The 14564-nt window shown below is 46.3% G+C and carries 7 protein-coding genes, 11 tRNA genes and 2 rRNA genes (1 of these 20 only partly in view); all 20 read right to left on the bottom strand.

The features are described from left to right. Positions 1-147 precede the first annotated feature (147 nt). Positions 148-1980: a glutamine--fructose-6-phosphate transaminase (isomerizing) gene (glmS, locus tag MHB54_RS16695; protein WP_071643165.1), complete on the bottom strand. Its 1833-nt coding sequence runs from the start codon at positions 1978-1980 to the stop codon at positions 148-150. Positions 1981-2612: 632 nt separating this feature from the next. Then, entirely contained in the window at positions 2613-3953 is a 1341-nt protein-coding gene (gene glmM / locus MHB54_RS16690; RefSeq protein ID WP_013312125.1) for a phosphoglucosamine mutase, read from the bottom strand. Positions 3954-4013: 60 nt separating this feature from the next. Next, positions 4014-5483: a CdaR family protein gene (locus MHB54_RS16685; protein WP_028542644.1), complete on the bottom strand. Its 1470-nt coding sequence runs from the start codon at positions 5481-5483 to the stop codon at positions 4014-4016. After that, a complete protein-coding gene (gene cdaA / locus MHB54_RS16680) occupies positions 5480-6313 on the bottom strand; it encodes a diadenylate cyclase CdaA (protein WP_013312127.1) in 834 nt (277 codons plus the stop codon). The genes MHB54_RS16685 and cdaA overlap by 4 nt, the downstream gene beginning before the upstream one ends. 221 nt (positions 6314-6534) lie before the next feature. Beyond that, positions 6535-7158, bottom strand: coding sequence for an anti-sigma factor (locus MHB54_RS16675; RefSeq protein WP_013312128.1), 624 nt, complete (start codon positions 7156-7158; stop codon positions 6535-6537). A gap of 150 nt (positions 7159-7308) precedes the next feature. After that, positions 7309-7875, bottom strand: a complete 567-nt coding sequence (gene sigW / locus MHB54_RS16670; protein WP_016818747.1) for an RNA polymerase sigma factor SigW — start codon at positions 7873-7875, stop codon at positions 7309-7311. 191 nt (positions 7876-8066) lie between these two features. Next, positions 8067-10859, bottom strand: a complete 2793-nt coding sequence (gene ppc, locus MHB54_RS16665) for a phosphoenolpyruvate carboxylase (protein WP_264454484.1) — start codon at positions 10857-10859, stop codon at positions 8067-8069. Between the two features lie 738 nt (positions 10860-11597). Next, positions 11598-11668: transfer RNA gene (locus tag MHB54_RS16660), tRNA-Gly, on the bottom strand. 9 nt (positions 11669-11677) lie between these two features. Further along, positions 11678-11751: transfer RNA gene (locus MHB54_RS16655), tRNA-Pro, on the bottom strand. Between the two features lie 18 nt (positions 11752-11769). Then, a tRNA-Arg gene (locus MHB54_RS16650) sits at positions 11770-11846 on the bottom strand. Positions 11847-11851: 5 nt separating this feature from the next. Further along, positions 11852-11926 (bottom strand) — tRNA-Gly (locus tag MHB54_RS16645). 10 nt (positions 11927-11936) lie between these two features. Further along, positions 11937-12017, bottom strand: a tRNA-Leu gene (locus tag MHB54_RS16640). Between the two features lie 11 nt (positions 12018-12028). Continuing rightward, positions 12029-12104 (bottom strand) — tRNA-Lys (locus tag MHB54_RS16635). A gap of 4 nt (positions 12105-12108) precedes the next feature. After that, positions 12109-12183, bottom strand: a tRNA-Gln gene (locus MHB54_RS16630). A gap of 55 nt (positions 12184-12238) precedes the next feature. Further along, positions 12239-12314: transfer RNA gene (locus MHB54_RS16625), tRNA-Val, on the bottom strand. Positions 12315-12325: 11 nt separating this feature from the next. Continuing rightward, positions 12326-12397 (bottom strand) — tRNA-Glu (locus MHB54_RS16620). A gap of 11 nt (positions 12398-12408) precedes the next feature. Beyond that, positions 12409-12481 (bottom strand) — tRNA-Thr (locus MHB54_RS16615). 3 nt (positions 12482-12484) lie between these two features. After that, a tRNA-Asn gene (locus MHB54_RS16610) sits at positions 12485-12560 on the bottom strand. 19 nt (positions 12561-12579) lie between these two features. Next, positions 12580-12696 (bottom strand): 5S ribosomal RNA (rrf, locus tag MHB54_RS16605). Positions 12697-12847: 151 nt separating this feature from the next. Continuing rightward, a 23S ribosomal RNA gene (locus tag MHB54_RS16600) occupies positions 12848-14564 on the bottom strand; it runs 1208 nt beyond the window's last position.

Below are 14564 nucleotides of genomic sequence, written 5' to 3'. Positions count from 1 at the left end.
TCATCGGGATCTTTCTTGATGTTTGTAAAATAACTAGTTCCATACTTTTTTTACTGGTTCCACAGTTTTTTTATTGGTTCCATACATTCTTTTACTGGTTCCGCACTTTTTTATCACCAGACAATTAGTTTAGCATTTTACTAAAGCTTATTCTACGGTAACACTTTTCGCCAGGTTACGTGGTTTGTCAACATCATGACCCAGTGCAAGAGAAGCGTAGTAAGCCAACAGTTGGAGAGATACAACCGAAATTGCAGCAGACAGGATTGGAAGTGTCTTTGGAATGGCAAATACCTGATCCACGGACTTCAGCAACTCAACTGCGTGCTCTTCGTACGTAATTGCAAGAACATCTGCACCACGAGCCTTAACTTCCTTAATGTTGCTCACGGTTTTCTCCAACACGGATTCCTGTGTTACCAAAGCGATAACCGGAATGCCGTCTTCAATCAATGCCAGTGTACCATGCTTCAATTCACCCGCAGCATAAGCCTCGGAATGAATGTAGGAGATTTCCTTGAGCTTCAGGGAGCCTTCCTGTACTACAGCATAGTCCTGACCGCGACCAATAAAGAACAGGTGCTTGTGGCTCGCAATTTGCTCAGCATAGGCTTTGATCGCATCTGCTTTACCCAGCATCTCTTCCACTTGCTCTGGCAGAGATTCCATAGCAGCCAGCACATGAGCTACTTGCTCATCCGTTTGTGTGCCACGCACTTGAGCGAGATACAAACCAAACAGATAGAATGCAATCAACTGTGAAGAATATGCTTTAGTGGAGGCTACTGCAATTTCCGGTCCTGCCAGTGTAACCAACACATCATCTGCATCACGGGCAATGGAGCTGCCGACTACGTTGGTAATCGCCAGTACATGAGCGCCATTTGCTTGCGCTTCACGCAGTGCTGCCAACGTGTCAGCAGTTTCACCGGATTGGCTCACCACGATCACCAATGTCTCTGGTGTTACGATAGGTGAACGATAACGATATTCGGAAGCCACATCGTTTTCTACCGGTATACGAGCCAGACTTTCAATAACTGTACGACCAATCAAACCAGCATTGTAAGCTGTACCACACGCGACAATTTGAATGTTGCGGATATTTTTAATTTGTTCTTCTGTCAGCTTCAGCTCAGGAAGAACAACCTTTTTAGTATCTTTATCGATACGGCCCAACATTGTGTCACGATAAGCCTTAGGCTGCTCGTGAATTTCTTTCAGCATAAAATGCTCATAGCCGCCTTTTTCTGCTGTTACAGCATCCCATTCGACATGAATCATTTCCCGAGAAATAAATTGGCCTTCGATTGTCATTAATTCGACAGCATCACTGGTCAAAACAGCCATTTCGCCATCGTTCAAAATAAATACATTGCGTGTATATTTCAGAATAGCCGGAATGTCGGAACCGATAAAGTTCTCGCCTTCTCCCACACCAATAACCAGCGGACTAGCTTGACGAACAGCAACCAGCTTATTAGGCTCATGCTCTGTCAGCACACCCAGTGCAAAAGCACCGCGCATAAAGGTAATAGCTTTTTGTACTGCTTTAACGATATCCCCTTTATATTCACGCGCAACCAGATGGGAAATAACTTCCGTGTCCGTTTCGGAAATAAAGGTATGACCTTCGCTGATCAGCTGCTCCTTCAGCTCCAGATAGTTCTCAATAATTCCGTTGTGAACTACAGAGAACTTTTGGCTCTCATCCAAATGTGGATGGGAGTTTTCATCAGAAGGCTTACCGTGCGTTGCCCAACGTGTATGTCCGATACCTGCATGGCCTACCAATGGCGTACCATCCAGTTTAGCTTCCAGATTCGCCAGACGACCTTTAGCCTTAGCTACTTGCAATCCTGAATCTGTAAACACGGCAATACCCGCAGAGTCATAACCGCGATACTCCAGCTTCTTCAATCCGTCAATCAATACCTCTTGTGTATTCTGATTACCAATATATCCTACAATGCCACACATATTCGTTATCCTCCCGATCATCATTTCACAAGACGACTCATCACAGGACTAACGTGTGCGGTAGATTGCGGAATAAAGTTCATTCATCTATGAAGTTGTCAATGATAACTATAGAATTTACAGGCATCTCTTCACGAATGTAACGAAATTCCCAAACCGCGCACGCCAATGATGATGGCCGCACATTCATGAAATGAATCTTATAATTTAGGTTATAAAATAATAAAGGCATCTACCGGTGCGTTGTGTAAACAGTTGCCTGTTCATTTTCCGCTGCCGGTTTACGGCTTGATGCTTCACCGGAAGGTCCCCGCCGAATGTTTCGAACACCTTCACCTCGTCAGCTTGTTTTGTCGTGAACCGATTTGCGAGCAACTTTATCTCAACTGAATCCATTGCTTCTCCACCAAGTTCCCCCGCACAAAATCAAGCTCTGGCGCTTGTATTACGTTACCTTACAACCCTCGCTTTCTCTATCTGAGTCACAACATCCCTATATTATATTCAGCTAAGTATCATTTGGCAATGACACTTTATTCATAATTACACCATGAAGGCCATAAATCGTTAGTAAATAACCGCAAACGCCGTTGCCTGCTTCTTTTTCACAGGCAACCGACGTTTACAAAATTTTAAACTAATTCTTTCTTCACGACATCTACGATCTGACCGACAAATTGCTCCAGTTCGTCCTTATCCGGGCCTTCGGCCATCACACGAATAAGTGATTCTGTGCCTGAAGCACGGACCAATACACGCCCATTATCGCCCAATTGTTGTTCCACCTGCTCAATTGCTTCTGCAATAGCAGGATTCCCCTCGTAATTGCGTTTGTCCTGCACACGCACATTTACGAGCACTTGCGGATACTGTTTCATGAGCGATTTTAGCTCACTCATTTTCTTGCCAGAAGCTTTCAAGGTATCTACCAGCTGAATCCCGGTCAGCATGCCATCGCCTGTCGTATTGTGATCCAGGAAAATAACATGACCAGACTGCTCACCGCCCAGATTAAATCCACCCCGACGCATTTCTTCCATCACATAACGGTCCCCGACCGCAGTTTTTGCAGTCTTGAGTGCCAGCTTTTCAGTAGCTTTATAAAAACCGATATTACTCATCACTGTCGATACAATGGTGCTATCCTTAAGTTTTCCCGCGCGGTTCATTGCATCTCCGCAAATGCAGAGAATATAGTCGCCGTCTACCTCTTCCCCGTTCTCATCAATCGCGATCAGACGGTCGGCATCGCCGTCAAAGGCCAGACCAATATCCGCTTTCAAGCGGCGCACTTCCTCTTTCAACTTCTCAGGATGAGTCGATCCGCAATGATCATTGATATTCAAACCGTTTGGCTCGGCACCGATGGTATGTACCTCAGCTCCCAGTTCTGCAAAAAGCTTCGGCGCCAGCTCATAAGCTGCTCCGTTTGCACAATCCAGTACAATTTTTAACCCTTCAAAAGAATGGCTAATTGTTGTTTTCAAGAACTCCAGATAGTCGTAGCGGGAATGCTCGTCTACAACAACCGTTCCCAATCCGCCGCCAATCGGACGAGGCAGTTGGTCTTCTTTTGCATCCATCAGCTCTTCAATTTTCAATTCCGTTTCGTCTGTCAATTTAAAACCGTCGCCGCCAAAAAACTTAATGCCGTTGTCTTCAACTGGATTGTGTGATGCTGAGATCATTACACCAGCGTCAGCCTTCAATTGACGTGTGAGATATGCCACCCCAGGTGTCGAAACAATACCTAGACGAACCACATTAGCCCCAATGGACAGCAAACCGGCTACAAGAGCCGATTCCAGCATCAGTCCGGATATCCGTGTATCCATACCAATAACAACTGTCGGTTTCTCTACATTACCTGCTAAAACATATCCGCCGCAGCGGCCAATGCTATATGCCAGTTCGGCTGTAAGTTCCTGATTAGCAACGCCTCGTACACCATCTGTACCAAAATATTTCCCCATGTAAAATGACTCCCTTTTTTTGTCTAATAAATCTTGATTATTTACTATAGATAAAACATGTTATGGCTGACTGTTCTCCGAGGTTCCATTCGCAGAAGAATCTGCGCCGTTATGAGGATTTGTTTTATCCTCCGCAGCTGCGTTGTCCCCGGTCTTAGCGTCAGAGTCTCCACTTTGACTGCCTTGCCCCTCCTGTGGCCTCTCCTGTCCCTTTTCGCCACTACCAGAGGGGTTTGATTCATTCTCACTGTTCGGATTCGTTACAGCAGGCGTAGAAGGGCTCTCAATGTTGACCGTTGCCTTTAGTTGGCTAGCATTTCCGGCTTGCGTAATATATTTAGGCAAGCCTACTTTCAGAGTAACCTCGTGTTGACCAGCCGCGAGGCCACTTACATCTGCCACCAAACTAATATCATCATTGGTTAAATTGTTTACCATATCCTGCGGGCCCTTCACAGTAACATCCATCGTCTTGCCTGCGGGCGCTGTAACAGTCGCAGTCGCTCCATCTCCTGCACCTTGTAAAACGATTGGGATGCCTGACAGCGTCCGTTCCGTATCTGTGACTTCATTGGAAGGAACGACGGTCACCTGAATTTGTATTGACCCTGGCTCGATTTTATCAGAACCTGAGGGGGCTGCCAAATTAGCTTGAACTGCACGGGTCCCCGCTTCCGTAAATTGACTTAAATCCAATGTAGCCGTGACGTAAGAACTAAGGCTGCCCAATACATCCTGCGATGCATACACCGCCGCTTCTTTCACGTTTGCATTGACTTTAGAAAGCGCCAATCCGTCTGGCAACTCTCCGGAATATACAATCTTAACAGGCACAGATTTCGCCTGCTGAGTTACCGGAATTTCAACGGACACAGTGGATGGCTCAATGACCGCACCTGTAAGTTCCTGTCCCTTTTTGTTATAAGCCTTCAGTTTTACACGCTTCTGTTCAAACTTTTCTGAGATGCCATCCGTATTAACAGCCCCCTGAACGGCAGTGACGGTACTCAACTGGCTTTTGGGCAAGGTAACCTTCACGGTTTGAGGAGCAATCACAGGCTTACCAAGCTGCAATCCCGCATCTGGATTTCCTTGAGGAACTATAGATACATTAAATGATTTCGTTTGTTTTTCCTCAATCGTCACTGTAACACGGTTAGGAGTCATAGATACCAATTCCACCCCGTCCGGTAAATCCGGTTCGAGTGATAATGTTTTAGTGCCTGCTCCTAAGCCGTTTAAGTTTAGCTTTGCCTGATAATTATCCGCGAAAAAGGAAGTCAGCACAGAGCGCTGTCCTCTAACTTCCATCTTTACATGGTCAGTATCCATGGTAGACAATACATATTTTGAATCATCCAGACCACTGGCCTGAATGGCCACATTATCAATCACTTTATTATTATAAGAAACGGTCAGCGTAGATGAAGGTGTACCTGTATCTAGATGGACCATTCCCCACAGCAGAACAGCAACCGCAAGCGCCAATATCTTGGAAATCGTATTATTGTTAATCCATTTGTCCATCATGAATTTCCACGGCCTCCCCTCCGATTCCAGAATGAGCCGCGTTTTTCCTTCAAAGACGGTGTTGGCCGCAACTCCTCATACAGCTTGGAGATTAGGGATTCTTCCTTAATGTCGCGCACGACCTGTCCATTAATGGCCAAAGAAATTTGCCCTGTTTCCTCTGACACCACGACAGTTACGGCATCCGTTACCTCACTCACCCCAATCGCAGCCCGGTGACGGGTTCCCAACTCCTTGCTGATGAACGGATTTTCCGATAATGGCAAATAACAGGCCGCAGAAGCAATCTGTTTATTTTGAATAATCACCGCACCATCATGCAGAGGGGTATTAGGAATGAAGATGTTAATTAGCAGTTCAGAACTGACTACAGCCTGTGTCTTGATACCAGACTCTGTATATTCGTTTAGCCCTGTCTCACGCTCAAATACGACCAAAGCTCCTATTTTCCTACGTGATAAATAATTCAGCGCCTTAATCATTTCTCCGATTAACTTGTTAATTTCTTCATCATCCGCAGACGAACGCCCAAATAGTTTGCCACGCCCCAACTGTTCTAGTGCACGACGCAACTCAGGCTGAAAAATAATAAAGATAGCCACCACACCAAAGGTGAACATCTGGTTCATCAACCACTTGAGGGTATACAAATCAAACCAGGTACTAACCGCCCAAATGACAACCAGAAATAGAATCCCTTTCAACAATTGAACTGCACGCGTTCCGCGAACAAGTAAAATAAGCTGATACATAATATAGGTTACGATCAAAATGTCGATAATATCTTTAATGGACTCTTTCCAAGTCAGGTCCGCAAAATAATCCAACATGCGCATGCCCCCGCAATTTTCTGTAGTGAGTGGGTGTAATATGTACACAGTATGCTCTCTCTATCTAGGTTATAACGATCAGGCTCACGTTGCAAGCTGTGTGACAAAAGAACCGCTAAAATCAGTAAAATACAGTACAATTCGCCAGCTTCATATACAAAAAAACGCCTTTTCCAGCGGAAAGAGGCGCTCGATATCGTCCTTGCCATTTCAAGCTTCTTTTATGGAGAAGAGGGTCCCCCGAATAAATCAGTAACCTTGTACCAAATCCAATCCAAGGTTTGATCAATACTTTTAACCTGTCCTGCAATATGAGCGGTGGACGCTTGATAATAAGAACCATCAATTACAGTTACATTTCCTTCCACATCGCCGTATACACGGGCTTCACCATTTTGCACTGTTAGATCTCCGGCAATGGATTTCCCTTCAGGCACAATCACAGTATCACCCTGAATAACGACTTGATCCAGTTGGCTTCCTTTGACTACCAATTGATGGTCCGTGCTAGAAAAGCTAGCCATGCTTGAGCATATAACAATAAGGAAGAAGGCAGCGGCTGTTACAGCGGGATGCCTTTTCACCCACGTCAGCATAGGCACCGCAGTCTGTCTTTTATGCGGTGGCAAAGCATTCATAATGCGAAATGTCAGCTCATCCGATACACACGGCACTTGATGATAGCGTGTACCGTAAAGCATCGCATCCGTCCGCTCCAGCTCTTTAAAACGCATGCGGCATTCCGGGCAGTCTAACAAGTGCTGTTCCAACTCATGTTTGTCCTGCTCAGACAGGTCGCCATCTAGATAGTCATGCATAAAAGAGACGGCTTGTTTGCAATCCATATGAGCCAATCCTTTCTAATATTCTTCCGTGTTTCTCAACATAACATGCTCCGGCTTAGAAACTTTGCTCATCTTACATACGTTACAACGAGCATTATGTTTCATAAAAACATCTACGCAGACTCTTTTCCTAGAATCTATGCGCATGATCTATAGCTTGTGCTCCAGTTTTTTGCGCAGAAAATCCCGGCCCCTGTGTACTCTTGTCTTAATCGTGGTGACTGGGAGATTGAGCACATCGCTGATTTCCTGTAAGGAAAGCTCCTGCAAGTACCGTAAAACCATAATCGTCCTATATTTATCCGGAAGGCTGTCAATGGCGTCATGAATTAAAGCCTGCGTTTCGGACAGAAGCGTACTCCCCTCAGGGGTAAGCTCTTCACTGGCGAGCATGGCGTACCCATCGACACCTTCCTGATCATTCATTTCAGCATCAAGTGAGTATGTAGGTTTTCTCCTTCGCAGACGATCAATGCACAGATTTGTAGCAATTCGATAAATCCAGGTTGAGAACTTCTGTCCATGATCGTATTTTTCCAAATTACGATACACACGCAAAAAAGTTTCCTGCACCAGATCCTCCGCCTCATGGCGATTACCTAGCATCCGGTAGGAAAGATGAAAAATCCGATCTTTATATAACTCGACTAACTCCGCAAAAGCTCGCTGATCACCTTTCTGTACCAGCCTCACCAAGCGGCTTTCCATATTATCCACTCTATACTCCCCCAGACTTGCTGATGGGTTACTTACTACATGTTTATGATTATTCATCGTAGTTTAATTTTATCCGGAAATCAACTGTAGTATTGTTACTAACTGCAAGCACACCTGCCATCAATATACAAACAGCACAATCGGGCACCCCATGAGTACCCGATTGCCTGTATTCGTACAACCACACTATATCAGCCCGTATTTCTTAAGCCTGCGGCAATTCCGTTAATCGTCAACAATACCTCACGCAGCATTTCAGTGTCATCACCGTTCTGATCCCGCAGCTCCCGTAGCTCACTTAGCAATTGAACCTGCAAGTAACTTAACGGATCAACATAAGGATTACGCAACCGGATAGATTCCTGAATAACCGGCACGTCGTCCAAAATCTCGGATTGTCCGGTTATTTTCAAAATCAACTCAGATGTCAGCTTGAACTCCGCTGAAATCTGTCCGAAAATGCGCTGCCGGGCCTCTTCGTTATCCGACATCCCAGCGTACTCTTCTGCAATCAGTAAATCCGCTTTAGCGATTGCCATTTGCAGTGTATCAATAAGTGACCGGAAGAAAGCAGAGTCCCTAAACATCGTTTGCAGCACTTTAAGGTTATCCTCATTGTTTTGATAGAAGCTTTGCAAACCTGTTCCAGCCGCATACCACGCAGGTAATAAGTAACGGCTTTGTGTCCATGCAAAAACCCATGGAATGGCGCGCAAGTCCTCAAAACGTTCGCTGTTCTTACGCTTGGACGGACGAGATCCAATATTCAGCTCGCCCACCTCAGGCAACGGTGTAGATTCTTTGAAGAAGTTGAAGAAATCTGGATCTCGGAAAATCAAATCCTGATACTTATCCAGTGATACTTGGGAAATGCGGGCGATAATCTCCTCCCAGCTCTCCTCAAACACTTCCTTCTTCCCGGAACGATGATATGCCACAGCCGTAATCAGCGCCGATGTTGCCTGCTCCAAGCTCCGGTACGCGATGCCTCTAAGCGAGTATCGGGATGATAGTACTTCGCCTTGCTCCGTAATCTTGATTCCGCCTCCAATCGTATGAGGAGGCTGAGCCAAAATACTGCGATTAAGTGGCATTCCACCACGACCCAGCGCACCTCCACGACCGTGGAAAAACTTCACTTTTACGCCAAACTCATTAACTACTTCCGTAATGCTATTCATAGCGACCCGAAGTTCCCAGTTCGCTGTAACCACACCGCCATCTTTATTACTGTCCGAGTATCCCAGCATAATCTCCTGAAGCTGGTCCATCGCAGCCACAGATTGTCGATATACAGGCAAGTTCATCAATCTTCTCATAATATCAGGTGCAGCATGCAGATCATCTATCGTTTCGAACAAAGGGACGGATTGCAGCGTACAGATAACAGTACCATCCTTCTCGATGCGGAACAGGCCTACCTCTTTGGATAAGACCATAACCTCCAGTAAGTCACTGGCTCCCTGAGTCATACTGATCAAGTAGCTTGTAATGGACTGCTTGCCGAATTCCTCCTGAGCCAAATAAATCGTACGATATACGTCAAGACATTCCTGTGTACTATCGCTATATTTTAAATACGGTGAAGTAATCGGACGAGGTTCATTCAGCAGCTTTTCCAGCAGATTTATTTTTTCTTCTTCTGACAGCTTACTGTAATCCGACACAATATTCATTTTAGAAAGAATTTCAGTCATCGCATTTTCATGTTCTTGACTATGCTGACGCACATCCAGCGTAGCTGTATGGAATCCAAACAACTCTACCTGGCGAATCATCTTTTGAATATATGTGTTTGCTACATAATCGGCAAAATGATGACGCAGGCTGTTATCAATAACATTTAGGTCTGCAATGAGCTCTTCCGCAGAATTATAACGCTCATTGGTGCCCTGTTTGCTTTCATCCAGGATGTTGTTCACTTTAGCAATCATATATGCCAGTTTAATGCGATATGGCTCTTTTTCGTTATGCCATACTTCCATCTTTTTAAGTGTAATGTGTGTACGGTCTTCTTCAATAGAAGCCAGCAGATCATCGGAAACTCGCACAATGCTGGTGCTGAAACTCAAGTAACCCATGAGTTCCTTTAACGTGTGCTGATATTCTCTCAAAGCCAACTTGCGCTGCATACGTAACGTTTCCCAAGTCACATGAGCTGTCACAGACGGATTGCCGTCTCGGTCTCCACCGATCCAGGAACCAAATCTCAGATAAGTGGGTATGTGCCATTTTTGTTCGGGATAATATTTGTCCAAACATCGTTCCAATTCTTGGTACACATCTGGGAGTACATGAAACAAGGTCTCGTGAAAATAATACATTCCATTTCTCACTTCATCTAATACAGTTGGCTTGCGATCACGCAGCTCATCTGTCTGCCACAGCGTAATTACTTCGTTTAGCAGATTCTCCCGTACCTGTTCCCGCTCACGCAAGGTAAGCATCGGATTATCCAGCAGCATGACGTCCTCGGAAATGCGCTTGTGGATATCCAGAATTACTCGTCGTGTCGCTTCTGTAGGATGTGCGGTCATGACTAGCTCCAAAGAGAGCTCTTTCAGCAAGTTGCTAACGTCCTCAGCGGAGAAGCCCCCTTGTTTAAGCTCCTGAACGGAACTTTCAATGGAACCGGGCTGAACATCTTCACCAGCGGAATGCTCATAATCCCGCTTACGACGAATACGATGGTTTTGCTCAGCGATATTCACCAACTGAAAATAAATCGCAAACGCGCGAATAACCTGGTGACGAATATCCGTATCCAGTCCGCTGACCATTTGTTTGAAATTCTCATACAACTCCGGCTGATACCCGGCACGTAACGATTTACTTGTCTCACGTATTTTCTCCACGATATCCAAAAGTTCGTTGCCACCCTGATGAACCAAAACCTCACCAAGAATATTCCCTAGAAAACGAACGTCCCGCCGTAGCAGATTGTTGGATTGGTTTTTGTTAGCGGTTAACGTAAGCTCAGTCATGCTTTTCCCCCCATCTGATCTGTTCCACACCATATACAGTTGTAGCAAAGGTACGTATACACACGAAATTTGACACTTTCTTAACATCATACAATAAAAACGCATGAAAAGCTGCAAAATTTACAGTAAAAAATCATCTTTTTGAATTACTTCTTTCGAGAAAATATTGGATTGTTATGAATAAATATGAAATTAATAAATAGAAATGAATGTATACACTAGTGATGCGTGAAACATTATGCACAGTCTCTTATAAAGAGTGTGTTTTTAAAGGTACAAATTCATGCGACATAGTGTGTATATGTTTATTATTTGTTGACAAAGTCAACTCCATTAGCCTTCTATCCACAAAGATATACACAAATTAGCCATTTTCTCAGTGTTTCTAGGGTATTTCCTCTTTAACACTTCGCTTTTTACCCACATAAATAAAGGGAAATGTGCACAACCCAAGAGCAACTGTTGAGTTATCACCATGAATTCGTACCATAATAGCTATAGGATTCCTATATTTAAAGGATTTGATCACGAAATTAGCCTTACTGCAGGAGAAAGGGGAACGTTAGAGGGGAAATTCGGGATCTAGGTGTCAAAAGTAACAAGAGCCTATGTACAATATGCACAAGTCATCCCCAACTGTGCATGACAGGAGACATAATTGCACTAGCTTATATACATAGAAGTAAATGTAATGTGGACAAAATAAAAAGAAGCCTTTCGGCTTCTAGGTAATCGGTAAGCGGGTGATGGGAATCGAACCCACGCTATCAGCTTGGAAGGCTGAAGTTCTACCATTGAACTACACCCGCAAAATAGTATCGGGATGACACGATTTGAACATGCGACCCCCTGGTCCCAAACCAGGTGCTCTACCAAGCTGAGCTACATCCCGATATAATTTTTTAAAATATGGCGCGCCCTGAGAGATTCGAACTCCCGGCCTTTTGATTCGTAGTCAAACGCTCTATCCAGCTGAGCTAAGGGCGCAAATATGGAGCGGACGACGGGAATCGAACCCGCGACCCTCGCCTTGGCAAGGCGATGCTCTACCGCTGAGCCACGTCCGCAAAAACAAGATGCGCGTGGAGGGACTTGAACCCCCACGTCAAAGACGCTAGATCCTAAGTCTAGTGCGTCTGCCAATTCCGCCACACGCGCATGTAATACAATGGTGAGCCATGAAGGACTCGAACCTTCGACACCCTGATTAAAAGTCAGGTGCTCTACCAACTGAGCTAATGGCTCTTAATGGCTGGGGATATAGGATTTGAACCTATGCATGACGGAGTCAAAGTCCGTTGCCTTACCGCTTGGCTAATCCCCAATATGCATATGATTCACAATTCCCCAAGATTTCATCCAGGTAAGAGGATGAAAAATGGTGGAGGCTGAGGGGCTCGAACCCCCGACCCTCTGCTTGTAAGGCAGATGCTCTCCCAGCTGAGCTAAGCCTCCATAATATCCTATGACCCGTAGGGGATTCGAACCCCTGTTACCTCCGTGAAAGGGAGGTGTCTTAACCCCTTGACCAACGGGCCATCCTATAACAAGCTCTCAACCGGGTTCGAACCGGTGACCTCATCCTTACCATGGATGCACTCTACCTGCTGAGCTATGAGAGCAAATGGCTCCCCGAACAGGACTCGAACCTGTGACAACTCGATTAACAGTCGAGTGCTCTACCAACTGAGCTATCAGGGAATATTAATCATAAAGCTCTGCTTGGCGACGTCCTACTCTCCCAGGACCCTGCGGTCCAAGTACCATCGGCGCTGGAGGGCTTAACGGTCGTGTTCGGGATGGGTACGTGTGGAACCCCTCCGCTATCGCCACCAAACATGAATTTGCTGTGCAAATTCTACCGTACGGTTATTCGGTTCATCACTTATCGTGTGAATGAATAGCCATGCGCTTATCATATGTCACTTGTACATACCTTCAAGGTTACACCCTGAAAACTGGATCCGAAACTTATTTGCGTTTTATTTTAGGATAAGCCCTCGACCGATTAGTATTGGTCAGCTCCATGCATTACTGCACTTCCACCCCCAACCTATCTACCTCGTCGTCTTCAAGGGGTCTTACTAATTGGGAAATCTCATCTTGAGGGGGGCTTCACGCTTAGATGCTTTCAGCGCTTATCCCTTCCGTACATAGCTACCCAGCGGTGCTCCTGGCGGAACAACTGGTACACCAGCGGTACGTCCATCCCGGTCCTCTCGTACTAAGGACAGCTCCTCTCAAATTTCCTACGCCCACGACAGATAGGGACCGAACTGTCTCACGACGTTCTGAACCCAGCTCGCGTACCGCTTTAATGGGCGAACAGCCCAACCCTTGGGACCTACTTCAGCCCCAGGATGCGATGAGCCGACATCGAGGTGCCAAACCTCCCCGTCGATGTGGACTCTTGGGGGAGATAAGCCTGTTATCCCCAGGGTAGCTTTTATCCGTTGAGCGATGGCCCTTCCATGCGGTACCACCGGATCACTAAGCCCGACTTTCGTCCCTGCTCGACTTGTAGGTCTCGCAGTCAAGCTCCCTTCTGCCTTTGCACTCTTCGAATGATTTCCAACCATTCTGAGGGAACCTTGGGGCGCCTCCGTTACTCTTTAGGAGGCGACCGCCCCAGTCAAACTGCCCACCTGACACTGTCCTCGCACCGGATCACGGTACCAAGTTAGAACCTAGATACGATCAGGGTGGTATCCCAAGGATGCCTCCCTTCAAGCTGGCGCTCAAAGTTCTACGGCTCCCACCTATCCTGTACAGATCGTACCCAAATTCAATATCAAGCTGCAGTAAAGCTCCATGGGGTCTTTCCGTCTTGTCGCGGGTAACCTGCATCTTCACAGGTATTAAAATTTCACCGGATCTCTCGTTGAGACAGCGCCCAAGTCGTTACGCCATTCGTGCGGGTCAGAATTTACCTGACAAGGAATTTCGCTACCTTAGGACCGTTATAGTTACGGCCGCCGTTTACTGGGGCTTCGGTTCATAGCTTCGCCCGAAGGCTTACCACTCCCCTTAACCTTCCAGCACCGGGCAGGCGTCAGCCCGTATACTTCGCCTTGCGGCTTCGCACAGACCTGTGTTTTTGCTAAACAGTCGCTTGGGCCTTTTCACTGCGGCCCCCTCGGGCTATTCACCCTACCGAGGCACCCCTTCTCCCGAAGTTACGGGGTCATTTTGCCGAGTTCCTTAACGAGAGTTCTTCCGCGCGCCTTAGAATTCTCTTCTCGCCTACCTGTGTCGGTTTGCGGTACGGGCACCTTCTCCTGGCTAGAGGCTTTTCTTGGCAGTCTGAGATCATGACCTTCGCTACTACAATTTTCGCTCCCCATCACAGCCCAGCCTTACGATGTGCGGATTTGCCTACACACCAGCCTCACTGCTTAGACGGACATCCATCAGTCCGCGTCACTACCCTACTGCGTCACCCCATCGCTCATAACGGATTACGGTGGTACAGGAATTTCGACCTGTTGTCCTTCGACTACGCCTATCGGCCTCGCCTTAGGTCCCGACTTACCCTGAGCGGACGAACCTTCCTCAGGAACCCTTAGGCTTTCGGCGGATCTGATTCTCACAGATCTTTTCGTTACTCATACCGGCATTCTCACTTGAATGCAGTCCAGCGCTCCTTACGGTACACCTTCAACCCGCATTCAACGCTCCCCTACCCCTGATGCAAGCATCAAGCCA

It is taken from the genome of Paenibacillus sp. FSL M7-0802, assembly GCF_038004945.1.
Classification (GTDB): Bacteria; Bacillota; Bacilli; order Paenibacillales; family Paenibacillaceae; genus Paenibacillus; species Paenibacillus polymyxa_B.
Note: the sequence above shows the minus strand (reverse complement) of the source record. Positions and strands in the feature narration are given on the sequence as shown.

What these genes read in the sequence shown, in the direction of transcription:
- glmS (WP_071643165.1), bottom strand. Translation starts at nt 1,980, where the DNA reads ATGTGTGGCATTGTAGGATATATTGGTAATCAGAATACACAAGAGGTA.
- glmM (WP_013312125.1), bottom strand. Translation starts at nt 3,953, where the DNA reads ATGGGGAAATATTTTGGTACAGATGGTGTACGAGGCGTTGCTAATCAG.
- MHB54_RS16685 (WP_028542644.1), bottom strand. Translation starts at nt 5,483, where the DNA reads ATGATGGACAAATGGATTAACAATAATACGATTTCCAAGATATTGGCG.
- cdaA (WP_013312127.1), bottom strand. Translation starts at nt 6,313, where the DNA reads ATGTTGGATTATTTTGCGGACCTGACTTGGAAAGAGTCCATTAAAGAT.
- MHB54_RS16675 (WP_013312128.1), bottom strand. Translation starts at nt 7,158, where the DNA reads ATGGATTGCAAACAAGCCGTCTCTTTTATGCATGACTATCTAGATGGC.
- ppc (WP_264454484.1), bottom strand. Translation starts at nt 10,859, where the DNA reads ATGACTGAGCTTACGTTAACCGCTAACAAAAACCAATCCAACAATCTG.